We start from the raw sequence: 16,283 nt of genomic DNA, 5'->3' as shown, positions 1-16,283 counted from the left end.
TTTTCGCTGGGCAGGTGTGGCCCCTTCGTGGCGGTGGAGGGGGCGGGAGGTGCCAGGTGGAGCGGTTCCCTCGAGCCGGGACGGCTCAGGATGCCGTGACGGTGAGGCCCGGCCGGACCGGGGCGCGCGGAGCGGCCACCTGGAGCCCGACGCGCACCGTCTGCCCAGCCGCGAGCGAGCTCGCCCAGCCCGACCCGGTGCAGGTGATCGTCGAGCCGCTGAGGCTGCACGCCATGCCCCACGCGTTGGTGACCGACGTCGCGCCCGCCGAATCCCATGACACCGTCCAGTCGGTCACGGCCTTCGTTGCGGTGACCTCGAACTCGGCGACATAGCCCTCGCCCCACGAGCTCTGCAGGATCCAGGTCGCCGACGGCTTCTGCGACGGGGTGGGCTTGGACGTGGCGGTGGGCTTGGGCTTGGGCGTGGCTGACGGCTTCGGGGTCGCGGTGGGCTTGGGCGTGGCGGTGGGCTTCGGGGTCGCGGTGGGCTTGGGCGTCGCGGTGGGCTTCGGGGTGGCCGACGGCTTCGGGGTCGCGACCGGCGCCAGGATGGGACGCAGCACGTCGAGCTTCGCCGTCTGCCGGGTGCGCCAGTCGTCGGCGACGAGACCGCCCGTGTCACCGCTGTTGGGGTTGTACGACCAGTAGGCGTAGCTCATCCCGGTCTTCGCCAGGTACGAGACGAGTGTCGTCAACCACTTCCGGTCGCGGTCGGTCTCGAGCTTGGTTCCGAACTCGCCGAGCAGCACAGGGGCGATGCCCTCGCGCGCGATGTAACCCCAGTTGGCGTCCCACACCCCTTCGAGGTTCGCCGGGTAGTCCGGCGCCGAGAACCAGGCCTGGGTGAAGATCGACGCGGGGTAGTCGTGCGGCGAATAGACCACCCGGTTCGCAACGGAGAGGCGCACGGGCGCCGTTCGCACGTCACGCAGGCCCCCGCCCCACCAGGTGGCCGTCCCATCGCCCTGTCGCTCGACGCCTTCGACGATGATGAGCAGTCTCGGATTGACCCCGAGCACGGCGTTGCCCGCACGCGTCGCCGCGGCACGCCAGTCGCGCGCGGCGTCGCCGCAGTTCCAGCAGGCGGGTCCATGCGGCTCGTTGTGGAGATCGACGCCGATGACGGCGGGCTCGTTCTTGTAGCGGGTCGCGAGCATCTTCCAGTCGTCGATCCAGCGCTGCTCGCTGTAGCGAGCCGTGTACCAGAGCTCGCTCTGCGCATCCGATCCCGGGCGGTGCCGGTCGAGGATCACCGAGAGTCCGTGCGCTTTCGCGCGGGCGATCACCGTGTCCATGATCTGCAGCGGCGTGAGCGAGACCAGGCCGGGATTGGCCTGCGCGTCGACAGAGCTCGCCGAGCGCGCCGCGAGGCACTCGTTCGAGAACGGCAGCCGGATGGTGTTGAAGCCCATCGACGCGATGTCGGCCAGGCCATCGTCGAGGGGGATGGACCACAGTCCGTGCGGCGCGCAGTTCGCCGTCTCCATCCCGAACCACGACACGGCCTTGATCGTGTGTGTCGCGCCGGAGGACGTCACGATCGACGACCCCTTCGTCGTCAACCATCCCGGAATGGCCGGGGCGGCTGCGGCCGGGGTCGCACCCGAGACCACGCCTCCCGCGACGATGAGTCCGAGCGCGGCCCACGCCGCCACCCAGCGCGTCCGCGCGCGCCACCACGATCCGCCCATCGAGATCCCCGTTCCACCTCGGCTCATGCTAGCCCTGCGGCGTCCCCGGGATGAGCGCGGGTCGGTCAGAGCTGGGCACCGTCGTCGTCGCGGTCGTACACGCCCTCGTTGCGTCCTCGACGCGACTCGTACGCGATCAGCCAGCCGACCGAGATCGCCGCCGCCAACACGAGACCGAGCCACACGTTGTTCATGACGAGACCGAAGAGGATGCCCAGTGCGAAGACCAGCACGGCCCCGAGCGCCCAATAGGTGTGTCCCCGCTGCCAGCCCCGTGTCGCCATGTCGGCCAGCCTACGGGCCCAGGCTGTCGGTTCCGTCTCTCAGCGGTCGCGGTGATCCTCGGGATGCAGCCGGGGGCCGCGGCGGGGCTCGAACACACCGCCGGCGTAGATCAGCCGGATGACGCGCTGCCGGTGCCCGCGCCAGGGCTCGAGGAGCTCGAGCATGCCGTCGTCGTCGACCCGGTGCCCGGTGAGGGCGTAGCCGACGGTGTGGCTGAGGTGGTAGTCGCCGACGCTGACGGCATCCGGATCCCCGAACGCACGGATGCGCGTCTCGGCGGAGGTCCAGGGGCCCACTCCCGGGAGCGACGTCAGGATGCGCTCGCGCTCATCGCCGTCTCTCGCGGCGGCGAGGGCACGTTCGATCGACGCCCGACGCCGGGCGGATGCGACCACCGTGCGCGACTGGGGCGGTTCGAGGCCCGCGCGGTGCCAGGCCCAGCTCGGGATCAGCTGCCAGTGCGCGGGGGGCGCGAAGAGAGGCTTGGGCGTGGGACCGGGGGCGCGTTCGCCGTACCAGGTCACGATCGCTCGCCACGCTCCGAACGCCTGCAGCCCGGTGACCTTCTGCTCGAAGATCGCGCTCGCGAGATCGTCGAAGACGAGGTCGGTGGCACCCAGGCGCAGGTCGCGGTGGCGGCGATGGATCTCGGCGATGAGCGGGTGGCGCGCGTCGTCGAACCCGGCGGGATCGTCCCCGGATCCGCACAGTCGGGGGAGCTGATCGAGGGCCCAGCGTGCGCCCGGGCCCCACGCCGCTGCGAGCACCCGGTCGCGGCGGGCACGGAGCGCGAGGGTGGCGATGCCCTCCGGGGTCCGGCTGACGCGCCAGAGCACATCGCCGGACGAGGTCATGGTCGGGTCGTGGGCGCCGTGTTGCTGGTGGCGCACGGCCCGCAGCGCGTCGATCGGCTCGCCGGGACGGTACTCGGCCTCGATCGGGCGACCGGTGTCGGGGCGGGGGTCGCGTTCCGGCGACCTCGGCGGGCGTCTCGGAATCCGCCCCGTCGTGACCGCGCTCATGCCGACACCCTACGTCGCGACCTCCGACATCGGCGCCCGTGGCCGCGGATCAGAACCGGTCGGGCGAGGGCGTGCCGTGCCCGTAGCGGATGACGACGTCGGCGTGCCGATCGAATCGGTAGCCCACGCCGCGGACGGTGCGGACGATGTCCTCGTAGCGGCCGAGCTTCGCGCGCAGCCGACGCACGTGCACATCGATCGTGCGCTCTCCCGGCACTTCCTCCTCGCCGCCGTTGTTCCACAGCGACTCGACGAGCTCGGAGCGCTCGATCGTACGCCCCTCGCGCAGCACGAGGTACTGCAGCAGCTCGAACTCCTTGAAGGTGAAAGCCGCCGACTCGCCGTCGATGAAGACGCGCTTGCGCGAGATGTCGACGGTGACGCCACCGGGCACGTGGTCCTCGGCAGGCTCCTCCTGCTTGGTGCGCGCGACGGCGCTCGGCTCGTGGAGAGCCAGGCGGACGACGTCGACGTCGCGGCCCCCGGCGCCGGCGGGCGCGAGAGCGACGGTGGCATAGGTCTCGGCGTGCGGTGCGAGCTCGCCGAGGGTGCGGCGCAGGGCCTCGACGAGCGTCGAGAGCGACACGCCGTCGGCGGCGGCCTTGCCCTCGTCGATGCCGACGTACAGGGCGAAGCCGCGGGGCGCGGTGGAGGTGCTCGGTGCGGGGGCCGCGACCGGAGCGTCCTCGACGGCGCGCAGGTGACGGGCGGGGGCGGCGGGGGTCAGGAGTGCGGTGTTCGACATGAGAGGTTCGTCCTCGGAACGTGAACCCGGGCGAGAAGCCGGCGATCGGGTTCGGGTGTGCGTTGCGTGCGGGCCCAGCGGGGCCGGTGAGCGAGCGGACGGCTGGAGGCGTTGTGGGCCGGAGCGCCGGGCTCGGGGATCCGCGGCCGCGTTCAGAAGCGGCGGTGGATCAGGCGGGGTTCACCTGTCAGCGGCACATTCGGCAACACATGACAGCACGCTGCGACATCATCATGATGTCAGCAGTTCCGTTCGCCTCCCGGGCGGACAGAGTGCGTGCAAAGTCAGTCATGGGCTCGATTATGACGATGCGTGTCCGTGTGTGTCAAACAGACCAGTCGACGAGGCGTCTTCATGACGGAATGTGACAGATTGCTCAGTCGTGGCGACGCGCATCCGGATCGTGGGGACATCGGGCTCCGGCAAGAGCGTCCTCGCGGACCGCGTGGCCGCCCGCACCGGCCTCGCGCGCCTCGATCTGGACGCCGTCTTCTGGGATGCCGGATGGCGGATGCGCGATCTCGCCGATGCGCGCAGGATCGTCCGGGAGTTCGTCGCCACGCACCCGGACGGGTGGGTGGCGGACGGCAACTGGACCTCTCGCCTGGGCGAGATGCTCGATCCCGGATCCCCCGGGGGAGCCGACGCGGTGGTCTGGCTGGATCTGCCTCGGCGACGAGTCATGCGGCAGATCATCGCGCGCACGCTGCGGCGCGGCATCCTGCGGGAGGAGCTCTGGCACGGCAATCGCGAGCGCCTGGGGAACCTGCTCCGACGCGACCCGGAGCGGAACATCGTGCTCTGGGCGTGGACCAACCACCCCGTCACGCGCAGCCGCATGCTCGCCCGCATCGCCGCGGGGGAGGAGATCGTGCGCCTGCGTGGGCGCGCCGAGGTCGAGGAGTGGCTCGCCTCGCTGCCGGCGCGCGGGCGTACCGTGGGGTCATGAGCGATCTGACCTTCACCGACGAGAAGGATGCCTCGCGCTACACGCTGCACCGCGGTGGCGACCTCGTCAGCGTCCTCGACTACCGCGACGACGGTCGCACCGTGGCCCTCACCCGGGCGTACACGATCCCGACATTCCGCGGCCACGGCTACGCTGCGGCGATCGTCGAGCGCGCAGTCGCCGACATCGAGGCTCTCGGCGACCGCGCGATCAGCCCGGTGTGCTGGTACGTCGCCGATTGGTTCGAGGCCCACCCGGAACGGGCCGGCCTGCTCCAGCCCCGCAACTGACCGACCCCGGTTCGCGTTCCGCGCACCGGGGCGCACCGGGGCGCACCGAGGCGGCGCCTACGCCGGGAACCCGCTGGACGATCCCGGCGCACGCGACTCCTCCCGGGGCCGACGGCGGGGCGGGCTCCGCGGGGTGGTTTGTTGGCTGTTGCGCGAAAAGGCTTGCGCGGGTGGTGATCGAGGGTTATCTTCATGTCGAAGCGTTTCGACTTCATGTCGAAGCGTTTCGACGAAGCGCCTCGCGCAGCGCCGACATCGGCTGCGAGTGCGGCCGGACGATGGAGTCAACATGGTGAAGATCGATGAGGTGGCCCGCGCCGCGGGTGTCTCGATCAGCACGGTGTCGTACGCCCTCAGCGGTAAGCGCCCGGTCTCGATCGAGACCCGGCAGCGTGTCGAACGGGCCGTCGCCGACCTCGGCTACAGTCCCAACGCCCGCGCCCGGATGCTGGCCGAACGGCGTACGCAGATCTTCGCCCTGACGGAGCCCCTGCGCGACGACACGCACGCGCCCACGCACATGGCCTTCGTCCTCGCCACCTCGATCGCGGCACGACGCAAGGAGTACGACATCCTGCTGCTGACCGAGGCCGAGGCGTCGGCGGGCATGCGCCGGGTCGCCGACAGCGGATTGGTCGACGCGATCCTCGTGCTCGACGTGGCCCCCGACGACGAGCGCGTCGGTCTCTCACGCGCCATCCGCACCCCCACCGTGTTCATCGGGGTGCCTTCCGACGCCGAGGGCCTCATCTGCGTCGACCTCGACTTCGTGGCGGCCACCCGTCGCGGCGTGGACGCTCTCGTCGAGGCCGGGCACACCAGCATCGGACTGCTCGGGCACACCCCCGAGGCCTACGAGCTGTCGAACTTCCCGCCACGTGTGCGCGACGCCTTCGTCGCGCACACCGCCGAGCGCGGCATCCAGGCACGTATGAGGATCCCCGACGGACCGGGGGCCGCGGCCGAGCGCTTCCGCCGAGCCGCCGGTGATCTGATCGACGCCGGAGCGACCGGCATCCTCGTGCAGGGCAACGAAGAGGCCCATCTCAGCGTGCTCGCCGAGGCCGAGCGGAGGGGTCTGCGGATCCCGGCCGATCTCTCGCTGCTCTCGCTGGCGTCGACCCACGACACCGGTTCGTTGCCGGTCCCCCTCACCGCGATCCCGCTGGTGCCGCAGGACTCATGCGATCTGGCGGTCGAGCTCGCGGCGCGACGGGCCGCCGGCGAGAACGTCGCCCCCGGCATCCGTCTCATCGACCCTCTCTTCGTCGACCGCGGCTCGATCGCCCCGCCCGCTGCCGCGGCCCCTCCCGCCTTCGCGGCGATCCGCCCGACCGCCTGATCGACACCGCCGAAGGACGCTGACCCATGAGCCGCATCGAAACGCTTCGACTGGACGTCGACGGGATCTGGTTCGGCGGCGACTACAACCCGGAGCAGTGGGACACGGCGACCCGAGCCGAGGACATCGAGCTCATGCACCGCGCCCGCGTCGACACCGCCACCGTCGGCGTGTTCGCGTGGTCGTCGATCGAGCCGCGGCCCGGTGAGTACCGTTTCGCGTGGCTCGACGAGGCCATGGACCGCCTGCACGCCGCGGGCGTGCGGGTCATCCTGGCCACGCCCACCGCCTCGCCGCCGCCATGGTTCTCGCGGCTGCACCCCGAGGCGCTGCCGGTCACCGCCGACGGGGTGCGCCTGCTCCACGGCAGCCGCGACACCTACAACCCCGCCGCGCCGGCCTACCGGGCCGCGGCGGAGCGCATCACCCGCGTGCTCGCCGAGCGCTACGGCCATCACCCGGCGCTGGCTCTGTGGCACGTCCACAACGAGTACGGCACCGTCTCGCACGGCCCCGAGACCGACCGCGCCTTCCGCCGGTGGCTGCGAGAGCGTTACGGAGACCTCGACACGGTGAACTCGACGTGGAACACCGCCTTCTGGTCGCAGGGGTACGGCGAATGGGACGACATCCACGCACCGCAGCGCACGCAGTACCTCCCCAATCCGTCGCACCTGCTGGACTTCCGGCGGTTCAGTGCCGACATCCTGCTGAATTGCTTCCGCGACCAGGCGCGCATCCTGCGGGAGATCACCCCGTCGGTGCCGCTGACGACCAACTTCATCCTCCCGACCTGGAACAACTACGACGGGTGGGCATTCGCGGCCGAGGTCGACGTGGTCTCGATCGATCACTATCCGAGCGACATCGGACCGCGGGGCGAGGCGCAGGTCGCCTTCGGCGCGGACCTGGCACGCTCCTACGCCGGCGGTCGTCCCTGGCTGCTCATGGAACAGGCGACGAGCCTCACCTACGACTATGCGGCGGGGCGTTTCGTGCCGAAGGAGCCGGGTCGGATGCGGCGCAACACGCACCAGTACCTGGCTCGGGGCTCGTTCGGCTCGCTGTTCTTCCAGTGGCGGGCACCGCGGGTGGGCGCCGAGTTCTTCCACTCGGCGATGGTGCCGCACGTCGGCGCGGACTCGCGCGGGTTCCGAGAGATCTCCGCCCTCGGCGCCGAGCTGGCCGGCCTCGCCGAGCTCGCCCTCGCCCCGCACGCGGGGAGGGTCGTCGATGCGCGCATCGCGATCGTCTGGAGTGCGGATGCCTGGTGGGCGAGCGAGACGCGCGCCCTGCCGTCGGACGACACCGGGTTCCTCGCGGCCGTCACCGCGGTGCACGAGGCCCTGTGGCGGTCGGGGCATGCGGTCGACCTCATCTCACCCGACGGGGATCTGGCCCGGTACGACGTCGTGCTCGTGCCCAGCCTCATCCCGGTCTCGGATGCCCAGGCCGATCGTTTCGCGCGGTTCGCCCGTGCCGGTGGGCATCTGGTGCTGTGGTACCTGGCCGGCACCACCGACGAGCACCTGCGGGTGCGTACCGGCTCGTTCGCCGCCGCCTTCGCCGGGCTCGCCGGCATCCGCGTCGAGGAGCACGTGCCGATGCACGCGGGGCGGACCATCACCCTCGACGACGGCTCGCGGGGCGAGGCGTGGAGCGAGGTGCTGCAGGCGGTGGACGCCGAGGTCGTCGCCGCCTACACCGCCGATGCGCACGCGGTGCTGTCCGCCGGGTCGCCCGCGATCACGCGCCGCCGTGTGGACGACGGCGTCGTGCACTACATCTCGACCCGTCTGGATGACGCCTCGCTCCGCGACCACCTGGGGCGCATCCTCCGCGAGGCCGGGGTCGCTCCGACGGCGGCCGTCGCCGGCGACGGTCTCGAGATCGTCAGGCGCCGTGCCGGCACCCACACCTACCTCTGGATCCTGAACCACACCGACGAGGAGCGCGTCGTCCCCACCCGGGGCGTCGACCTGCTCACCGCCGTCGAGGTGGACGGCGAGATCGCCGTCGCCGCGGGCGGGCTCTGCATCATCCGAGAACACCGAACCGAATCCGACATCGAACCCGCGGCCGACGACGGCCGCTGACAGGAAGGAGTGCCGACGATGGCACACATCCGACGCACCACGCGCGCTCCGCGCACGATCGCCGCGCTCGCCGCCGGCACGGCGGCAGCCCTCGCCCTCGCCGGCTGCACGGCCGGCGACGGCGGCGGCAGCACCGCCGACGGTCCGGTGACCCTGCAGTTCTGGGGCTGGGTCCCGGGGCTCGAGGACGCCGTCGCGGAGTGGAACGGCGCCAATCCCGACATCCAGGTCGACTTCTTCCGGATGACCGGCGACGACGGCGACAAGATCCCCGCCGCCATCGACGCAGGCACCGCGCCCGACGTCGTGCAGATGTCGAGCCACTCGCTGCCGGGCCACATCATCAACAACCGCCTGACCGACATCACCGAGTGGGCGGGCGACCTCGAGGGCGAGTTCACCGAGAGCTCGTGGGGAACCGTCACCTTCGGCGACAGCGTCTATGCGATCCCGCAGGACTCCGGCCCGACCGGGCTGCTGTACCGCGCCGACATCTTCGAGCAGCACGGCATCGCCGTCCCCACGACGTGGGACGAGTACCTCGAGGCCGGGCGCGCGCTCAAGGCCGCCGCCCCGGAGATCTACCTCGCGCAGTTCTCGCCGAACGAGGCGGGGCTGTGGATCGAGACCGTGTGGCAGAACGGCGGCAGCTTCTTCCAGATCCAGGACGACGCGTGGCAGGTCACGGTCGCCGACGAAGCGAGCCAGGAGGTCGCCGAGCTGTGGCAGACCCTTCTCGACGAGGACCTGGTCAAGGTCGTCGAGATGTGGACGCCGGAGTACTGGGCCGAGGTCAACGCCGGCACGATCGCGACGATCAACTACGCGGCCTGGTTCCCGGTGCTGCTCGAAGAGAGCGCCGCCTCGACGGCGGGTCTGTGGCAGACGGCGCCCACCCCGACGTTCGGCGACACGGCCAGCGCCGGTGAGTCCGGCGGCAGCGTGAACGTCGTGACCGCCAACTCCGACCACCCGGCCGAGGCGGTCGAGTTCATCTCCTGGCTCAACGCCAGCGACGGCGGCGTGGAGCACCTCATCACCGGCGGCGTCTTCCCCTCGGCCACGACCGGTCTCACCAACGCGTCGTTGCTGCAGCCGAGCGAGTTCTTCGGCGGTCAGGTCATCAACGAGGTGTTCGCGGAGGCGGCCGAGCGCGTCCCGGGCACCTGGACCGCCGGTCCCACCCACGACCTCACCACCAACGCCCTGAAGGACGCCTTCGGTCGTGTGGCGAACCGTCAGATCACCTTCGCCGAGGCCCTCGATCAGGTGCAGCAGCTAACGGTCGACGAGCTGACGGCGATGGGACTCGACGTCGTCTCATGAGCGCCACCGTCGCCCGCCCGGGCACGCCCCGTCGCCGCTCCCGCGGCGGCGCGGGCGTGCGCCTGGCGCCGTATCTGTTCCTGCTCCCGTTCATCGCGCTGTTCATCGTCTTCCTGATCCTGCCGATCCTCACCGCGATCTGGATGAGCTTCTTCGCCGTGCAGCGCGGCGGTCTGGGCTTCGGCGGTGCCAACGAGCTGGCCTTCGTCGGCCTCGAGAACTACCTGCGCGCGTTCGGCGACGCCGGATACCTGGCCAGCTTCGGTCGCGTGCTCCTGTTCGGGGCCGTCCAGGTGCCGGTCATGATGGTGCTCGCGATCACCCTCGCGCTGCTGTTCGACTCGGCGGTCGTGCGCGCCAAGCGCTTCTTCCAGCTGAGCGTCTTCCTCCCGTACGCGGTTCCCTCGGTCGTCGCGGCGCTCGTGTGGGGTTTCCTCTACCAGCCGCGCGTCAGTCCCATCGTGGAGGGCCTGCGCGGTCTCGGCATCCCGGTCGACTTCCTCGCTCCGGGGACGGTGCTGTGGTCGATCGCGAACGTGTCGGTGTGGACCGTCACGGGCGTCAACATGATCATCATCTTCGCGGCGCTGCAGACCGTTCCGCGCGACATGTACGAGGCGGCACGGATCGACGGCGCAGGCGAGCTGCGCACGGCACTGCAGATCAAACTGCCGATGGTGCTGCCGGCCGTGGTCCTGACGACGCTGTTCTCGGTGATCGGGACGCTGCAGCTGTTCAACGAGCCGATGACGATGCGGTCGATCACCTCGAACGTCACCGGCGACTACACCCCGAATATGGCGATCTTCCAGGCCACGACCCTCGGCGGCAACATCAACCTCGGGTCGGCCATGGCCATCATCCTGGGCATCGCCACCTTCATCCTCTCGATCGTCCTGTCCCGGTTCCAGAACCGGAAGAAGGGAGCGGGCGCATGACCGCCCCGGCCGTCCTCCCCGTCGTCACCGACCCCGTCACCCCCGATCCGCCGCGCCGCGCCCGTCGCCCGCAGGTGCATGCCGAGGGTGAGCGGCCCAGCCGCACCGCGCGGATCCTCGCGGGGGTCTTCCTCGTCGCCGTGGCGCTGTACTTCCTCGTCCCGGTCTACTGGCTCGTCGTCGCCTCGACGAAGTCCACGGGCGATCTCTTCTCGACGCCGGGCTTCCTGTTCGCCGACTTCCAGTTCGTCGAGAACCTCGTGCGTCTGAGCGAGCAGGCCGACGGGATCTTCTGGCGCTGGATGTTCAACTCGCTCATCTACTCCGGGCTCGGCAGCGTGCTGATGACCTTCATCAGCGTCATCTCGGGCTATGCGCTGGCGATGTACCGCTTCCGCGGCCGCACGGTGATCCTGGCGGCTGCCCTGGGGAGCATGCTGGTACCGCAGACGGTTCTGGCTCAGCCCACGTACGTGCTGCTGGTCGAGATGGGGCTGAACAACACGATGCTCGGCGTGCTGCTGCCCAGCCTCGTGTACCCCTTCGGCGTCATGCTGGGGTTCGTGTATTCCCAGACGAGCGTCCCGATGGAGCTGCTCGAAGCGGCGCGGCTGGACGGCGCGAGCGAATGGCGCGCCTTCTGGTCGATCGCGCTGAAGCTGCTGAGTCCGGGAGCGGTGACGATCCTGCTGTTCGCGTTCATCGGGAGCTGGAACAACTTCATGCTTCCGCTGCTCGTCCTCAGCGACGCGCGGCTGCAGCCGGTGACCGTGGGCCTGTCGGGATGGAGTCAGGCTGCCATCACCGTGCCGGGGCTGCAGTCGCTCGTGATCATCGGATCGCTGCTGTCTATCCTCCCGATCATCGTCGTCTTCGTCTCACTGCAGCGGTACTGGCGATCGGGCCTGGCGGCCGGCGGCGTGCGGTTCTGATCGGTGTCGACGCTCACCTTCACGACGCCGACCGGCACCTGGCTCGAACGGCTGCCGCTCGGCAACGGCCGCATCGGGGCGATGGTCGGGGTCGCTCCCGCAGAGACCCGGATCGGCCTGAACGAGGCGTCCGCGTGGTCGGGTTCCCCGGCCAGCGCCAGGCGCGACGCCGTGGATCCGGCCGCCGCCGCGTCGGCGCTCGCGGCAGCACGCGCGAAGCTCGACCGCTCCGACCCGATCGGCGCCGAAGCCGAATTGCGCGTGCTCCAGCACCGGTACGCACAGGCGTTCCTGCCCGTGGGTGAGATCGTCCTCGCCGCGGGCGACGCCGGTGCGGATGCCGGGGCCGGTGCGGTGCGCCGGTCGCTCGACCTGCGCGACGGCGTGCATACCGCGACGGCGGCGGGGCTGGCGGCGGTGACGGCCTGCCCCAGCGAGCCGGACCTGCTCGTGCACGCGGTGCGCTCGGCGCGCCCCGTCGACATCTCGGTTCGCTTCGCGACACCGCTGCGGGTGCGGGACGAACGCGCCCCGATGGCGGAGAGGCGGGAGTGGGTGCTCGATCTGCCCGCCGACGTGGCCCCGGCGCATGAGCCCGGCGACGCCGCGATCAGCTGGGATCTGCCCGGCATCCACCCCGGGGGGATCGTCGTGGCGTGGCTCCTGCGGCACGACGGCTCGGCCGAGGCCGACGGCGAGGCCGTGATGGTGCGGGGCGCGACCCGGCTCGAGGTGCTCGTGGCGATCGAATCCACCGTGTCCGGTCTCGGGGAGGAGCCCGGAGGAACGGCCCGGGCGCGCCGTCGGGCCGCGGCGCTCCTCGCCGACGCGGCCGACGCCGAGGGCCTCGTCGCGGAACACCGGGCGCGCCACCGCGCGGCGTCGGGCTTCCGGTTCGAGCTCGGCCGTCCTGCCCCGTCGCTGCGCGGCCGAGAGGCCGTCGATCCTCTCGGGGCGGGAGCGGATGTCGCTGCGATGCCGACGGAGGCGCTGCTCGGCATCGTCGTCGAGTACGGTCACCACCTGCTGCGCGCGTCCAGCCGCGCGGGGGGCGCGCCGGCGAACCTGCAGGGCATCTGGAACGCCGAGCTGCAGCCGCCGTGGTCATCGGCCTTCACGCTCAACATCAACACCCCGATGAACTATTGGGGTGCCGAGGCGTCCGGCGGCTCCGCCGCCCACCTCGCTCTGCTCGAGCTGCTGGAGGCGCTCGCGCGGCACGGAACCGACACGGCCGCGCGTCTGTACGGGGCCCGCGGCTGGGTCGCCCATCACAACACCGACATCTGGGGGTACTCGCTCCCGACCCGGGGGGATGCCTCCTGGTCGCAGTGGCCGCTGGGCGGGGCATGGCTCGTGCGACAGTTCGACGAGCACCGCAGACACGGCGCCATGTCGCCGCGGACGCTCGAACGCTACCGCCCGATCGTCGCCGGCTGCGCACGGTTCCTGCTCGACGTCCTCGTGGCCGACGGCGACGGCGCGCTCGCGACCTCGCCGTCTACGTCACCCGAGCACCGATTCCTGACCGCACACGGGCCGGCATCGCTGACCCGCTCGTCGGCGCTCGATCGCGCGCTCGTCGGCGACGTGCTCGAGATCGCCGCCACGGTGCTCGGCGCATCCGATCCCGGTCTGGCCGACGAGGCGCGCGCCGCATCCGATCCCGGTCTGGCCGACGAGGCGCGCGCCGCGCGTGGACGCATCCCCGGTCCCCGGATCGCTCGGGACGGCACGATCGCCGAATGGCAGGGCGAGCCGGACGAGGAGGATCCGCGCCACCGTCACCTCTCGCACCTTTTCCCCTGGTTCCCGGGAGACCGTGTCGGCGACGCGGACGAGCAGGCGGCCGTCCGGGCCAGCCTCGATCGTCGGGGGGACGACTCGACGGGATGGTCGCTCGCTTGGAAGATCGCTCTCCGCGCGCGCCTGCGCGACGCCGCCGGCGTGGAGCGGCTGCTCGCGCTCGCCCTGCGTCCGGTCGCCTCGGGCCCGCGCGCGGGCGCGGCCTCGGAGCATCGCGGCGGTCTGTACCCGAACCTCTTCGCGGCGCACCCGCCCTTCCAGATCGATGGGAACCTGGGTCTGGTCGGCGCCGTGCTCGAGTGCCTCGTTCAGAGCCATCGTCCCGGCCGCATCGACCTGCTGTCGGCGGTACCGGCCGTCCTCGAGACGGGACGGCTGCGCGGCGCGGTCGCGCGTCCCGGTGTCCTGCTCGACCTCGACTGGGCCGGCGGCCGGCTCGAGCGGGTGCGCCTGCGTGCCCGCTCGGCCGCTCAGGCGGGCAGATACCGCGTGAGCACGGGCGAGCACGGCGTCGACGTCGACGTCGACGCGGATGCCGACACCGTCCTGACCGGCGCGGGCCTCACCGTCGCGCCGCCCGCGGCCGGTCCTGATCCCGACTTTCCCACCCCCGACAGGAGCACCACGTGAAGTTGACCGACGGATTCTGGGGCCTGCGCCCCGGCGTCACCGCGCTGTACGGCCACGAGGCCCACGACATCTGGGAGACCGCCGACACGGTCGACGGGCCGGGGCTGATGGTGACGGCGCCGACGAAGATCATCGAGGGGCGCGGCGACACGCTCAACCGCCCTGTCCTGACGGTCACCCTCTCGTCCCCTCTCGACGGCGTCGTCCGGGTGCGCATCGCCCATCACACCGGCGGCGTCGCCCCGACCGGCTTCGAGCTGCCGGGTGCCGTCGGCGGCGCCGGGCGGGTCGAGGTCACCGACGACGGCGGCGTCGTGCGCACCGGGAGCCTCGCCGCCGTCGTCCGCCGCGGCGACCCGTGGTCGCTGGAGTTCCGCTCCGCCGGGCGTCGCCTCACCGGCAGCGGTCGCAAGGCGCAGGGCTACGCCCGCGTCGACGCGGACGCCCCGATCGACCGCGGACCCGTCGACCTGCCGGGCCGCAAGGACGCACCGCGCGAGCGCACCTTCGTGCACGAGCAGCTCGACCTCGCGGTCGGGGAGCTCGTCTACGGATTGGGGGAGCGGTTCGGCCCGCTGGTCAAGAACGGTCAGACGATCGACATCTGGAACGCCGACGGCGGCACCGCCAGCGAGCAGGCGTACAAGAACGTCCCGTTCTACGTCTCGAGTCGCGGTTACGGGGTGCTCGTGAACGACCCCGGTCGGGTGTCGTTCGAGGTCGGCTCCGAAGCGGTGGAGCGCGTGGAGTTCGCCGTCTCCGGCGAGGTCCTCGAGTATTTCGTCTTCGACGGGCCCACTCCGAAGGACGTTCTCGCGCGCTACACGGCGCTCACGGGCAGGCCCCCTGTCGTGCCGGCCTGGTCGTACGGGCTCTGGCTCTCGACGTCGTTCACCACCGACTACGACGAGGCGACCGTCACGCGCTTCCTCGATCAGATGGCCGCGCGCGCGCTGCCGATCTCGGTGTTCCACTTCGACTGCTTCTGGATGCGCGAGTTCAACTGGTGCGACTTCGAGTGGGACCCCCGGGTCTTCCCCGACCCGGACGGGATGCTGCAGCGTCTGCACGACCGCGACGTCCGCGTCAGCGTGTGGCTGAACCCCTACATCGGGCAGCGCTCCCCGCTGTTCGAGGAGGCCCGCCGCGCCGGCCATCTCGTGCGGCGCGCGGACGGAACGGTGTGGCAGTGGGACATGTGGCAGGCGGGCATGGCCCTGGTCGACTTCACGAACCCGGACGCCGTGACGTGGTACCAGTCCAAGCTCCGCAGCCTCGTCGCTCAGGGCGTCGACTGCTTCAAGACCGACTTCGGCGAGCGCATCCCCGTCGACGTGGTCTGGGCCGACGGCACCGACCCCGAGCGCATGCACAACCTGTATGCGCAGCTGTACAACCGGGCCGTGCACGATGTCCTCGTCGAGGAACGAGGAGCGGGCGAGGCCGTCCTTTTCGCCCGCTCGGCGACCGCGGGCGGGCAGACGATGCCGGTGCACTGGGGCGGTGACTCGACGTCGACCTACGCGTCGATGGCCGAGACGCTGCGCGGCGGGCTGTCGCTCGCGATGAGCGGCTTCGCCCACTGGAGTCACGACATCGGCGGGTTCGAGGGCACGCCGGATGCCGGGGTGTACAAGCGCTGGACGGCGTTCGGGCTGTTGTCGAGTCACAGCCGCTTCCACGGCTCGCAGTCCTATCGCGTGCCGTGGATGTTCGACGAGGAGGCGGTCGAGGTGACCCGGCGGTTCACCTCGCTGAAGATGCGCCTCATGCCCTATCTGTACGCGGCGGGGCTCGAGGCGGCGTCCACCGGTGTGCCGGTGATGCGACCGATGGCCCTGGAGTTCCCGGACGACCCCGCGACGGCGTACCTGGACCGGCAGTACATGCTGGGAGCGGACCTGCTGGTCGCGCCGGTGTTCGCGGCGGACGGCGAGGTCGATCTGTATCTGCCGGACGGCGTCTGGACGCACCTCCTCACGGGGGAGCGCGTGCCCGGTGGCCGATGGCGTCGCGAGCGCCACGACGTGATGAGCCTGCCGTTGTACGTCCGCCCGGGTGCCGTGCTGCCCTGGGGGGCGCGGGAGGACCGTCCCGACTACGACTACCTCGATGGCCTGTCGCTGCGGGTCTTCGCGGGCGGTGAGGGAACGGCACGGGTCAGGGTGACGGCACCCGACGGGCGCAGCGAGAGCTTCGAGGTCGATCGGGCCAGTGTCACGGAGTGAT

13 protein-coding genes are annotated in these 16,283 nt (G+C 71.2%); 9 read left to right on the top strand and 4 right to left on the bottom strand.

Annotated elements, in window-relative coordinates:
• Window positions 1-85: 85 nt before the first annotated feature.
• The 4 genes from HW566_RS05595 to HW566_RS05580 all read right to left on the bottom strand — a co-directional run bounded on the left by HW566_RS05595 (window position 86) and on the right by HW566_RS05580 (window position 3,745).
• Window positions 86-1,693 (bottom strand): cellulase family glycosylhydrolase, encoded by a 1,608-nt coding sequence (locus tag HW566_RS05595; protein WP_178011120.1) that lies wholly within the window; start codon window positions 1,691-1,693, stop codon window positions 86-88.
• 65 nt (window positions 1,694-1,758) lie between these two features.
• Window positions 1,759-1,977, bottom strand: a complete 219-nt coding sequence (locus HW566_RS05590; RefSeq protein ID WP_178011118.1) for a hypothetical protein — start codon at window positions 1,975-1,977, stop codon at window positions 1,759-1,761.
• Between the two features lie 39 nt (window positions 1,978-2,016).
• On the bottom strand, window positions 2,017-3,000 hold the full coding sequence (locus HW566_RS05585; RefSeq protein ID WP_178011116.1) for a DNA-3-methyladenine glycosylase family protein: 984 nt from the start codon (window positions 2,998-3,000) through the stop codon (window positions 2,017-2,019).
• 49 nt (window positions 3,001-3,049) lie between these two features.
• The gene (locus tag HW566_RS05580) at window positions 3,050-3,745 is read right to left on the bottom strand and encodes a winged helix-turn-helix domain-containing protein (RefSeq protein ID WP_178011114.1); all 696 of its coding nucleotides are present in this window, start codon (window positions 3,743-3,745) and stop codon (window positions 3,050-3,052) included.
• Between the two features lie 382 nt (window positions 3,746-4,127).
• Here HW566_RS05580 and HW566_RS05575 point away from each other — a divergent pair, with 382 nt between their 5' ends.
• From HW566_RS05575 to yicI, 9 genes are all read left to right on the top strand, one after another.
• Window positions 4,128-4,694, top strand: coding sequence for a toxin (locus tag HW566_RS05575; protein ID WP_256728882.1), 567 nt, complete (start codon window positions 4,128-4,130; stop codon window positions 4,692-4,694).
• Window positions 4,691-4,984: a GNAT family N-acetyltransferase gene (locus HW566_RS05570; RefSeq protein ID WP_178011110.1), complete on the top strand. Its 294-nt coding sequence runs from the start codon at window positions 4,691-4,693 to the stop codon at window positions 4,982-4,984. The genes HW566_RS05575 and HW566_RS05570 overlap by 4 nt, the downstream gene beginning before the upstream one ends.
• 289 nt (window positions 4,985-5,273) lie before the next feature.
• Window positions 5,274-6,326, top strand: coding sequence for a LacI family DNA-binding transcriptional regulator (locus HW566_RS05565; RefSeq protein WP_178011108.1), 1,053 nt, complete (start codon window positions 5,274-5,276; stop codon window positions 6,324-6,326).
• A gap of 26 nt (window positions 6,327-6,352) precedes the next feature.
• Window positions 6,353-8,422 carry a beta-galactosidase gene (locus HW566_RS05560; protein WP_178011106.1) on the top strand — a complete coding sequence of 690 codons (2,070 nt, stop codon included), beginning with the start codon at window positions 6,353-6,355 and terminating at the stop codon, window positions 8,420-8,422.
• 18 nt (window positions 8,423-8,440) lie between these two features.
• Window positions 8,441-9,748: an ABC transporter substrate-binding protein gene (locus HW566_RS05555; protein ID WP_178011104.1), complete on the top strand. Its 1,308-nt coding sequence runs from the start codon at window positions 8,441-8,443 to the stop codon at window positions 9,746-9,748.
• The gene (locus HW566_RS05550) at window positions 9,745-10,686 is read left to right on the top strand and encodes a carbohydrate ABC transporter permease (protein ID WP_178011102.1); all 942 of its coding nucleotides are present in this window, start codon (window positions 9,745-9,747) and stop codon (window positions 10,684-10,686) included. Before HW566_RS05555 ends, HW566_RS05550 begins: the two co-directional genes overlap by 4 nt.
• Window positions 10,683-11,618, top strand: coding sequence for a carbohydrate ABC transporter permease (locus HW566_RS05545; RefSeq protein WP_178011100.1), 936 nt, complete (start codon window positions 10,683-10,685; stop codon window positions 11,616-11,618). The genes HW566_RS05550 and HW566_RS05545 overlap by 4 nt, the downstream gene beginning before the upstream one ends.
• Window positions 11,619-11,621: 3 nt before the next feature.
• Window positions 11,622-14,054, top strand: a complete 2,433-nt coding sequence (locus tag HW566_RS05540; protein ID WP_178011098.1) for a glycosyl hydrolase family 95 catalytic domain-containing protein — start codon at window positions 11,622-11,624, stop codon at window positions 14,052-14,054.
• Window positions 14,051-16,282: an alpha-xylosidase gene (gene yicI / locus HW566_RS05535; protein WP_178011096.1), complete on the top strand. Its 2,232-nt coding sequence runs from the start codon at window positions 14,051-14,053 to the stop codon at window positions 16,280-16,282. The genes HW566_RS05540 and yicI overlap by 4 nt, the downstream gene beginning before the upstream one ends.
• Window position 16,283: the final 1 nt, after the last annotated feature.

Origin of the sequence: Microbacterium oleivorans, assembly GCF_013389665.1 — a bacterium.
GTDB lineage: Bacteria > Actinomycetota > Actinomycetes > Actinomycetales > Microbacteriaceae > Microbacterium > Microbacterium oleivorans_C.
Note: the sequence above shows the minus strand (reverse complement) of the source record. Positions and strands in the feature narration are given on the sequence as shown.

Excerpts from the sequence above, each read along its gene's own strand:
- HW566_RS05555 (WP_178011104.1), top strand. The coding sequence starts at position 8,441 with ATGGCACACATCCGACGCACCACGCGCGCTCCGCGCACGATCGCCGCG.
- HW566_RS05565 (WP_178011108.1), top strand. The coding sequence starts at position 5,274 with ATGGTGAAGATCGATGAGGTGGCCCGCGCCGCGGGTGTCTCGATCAGC.
- HW566_RS05590 (WP_178011118.1), bottom strand. The coding sequence starts at position 1,977 with ATGGCGACACGGGGCTGGCAGCGGGGACACACCTATTGGGCGCTCGGG.
- HW566_RS05570 (WP_178011110.1), top strand. The coding sequence starts at position 4,691 with ATGAGCGATCTGACCTTCACCGACGAGAAGGATGCCTCGCGCTACACG.
- HW566_RS05580 (WP_178011114.1), bottom strand. The coding sequence starts at position 3,745 with ATGTCGAACACCGCACTCCTGACCCCCGCCGCCCCCGCCCGTCACCTG.
- HW566_RS05560 (WP_178011106.1), top strand. The coding sequence starts at position 6,353 with ATGAGCCGCATCGAAACGCTTCGACTGGACGTCGACGGGATCTGGTTC.
- HW566_RS05595 (WP_178011120.1), bottom strand. The coding sequence starts at position 1,693 with ATGGGCGGATCGTGGTGGCGCGCGCGGACGCGCTGGGTGGCGGCGTGG.
- HW566_RS05545 (WP_178011100.1), top strand. The coding sequence starts at position 10,683 with ATGACCGCCCCGGCCGTCCTCCCCGTCGTCACCGACCCCGTCACCCCC.
- HW566_RS05585 (WP_178011116.1), bottom strand. The coding sequence starts at position 3,000 with ATGAGCGCGGTCACGACGGGGCGGATTCCGAGACGCCCGCCGAGGTCG.
- HW566_RS05550 (WP_178011102.1), top strand. The coding sequence starts at position 9,745 with ATGAGCGCCACCGTCGCCCGCCCGGGCACGCCCCGTCGCCGCTCCCGC.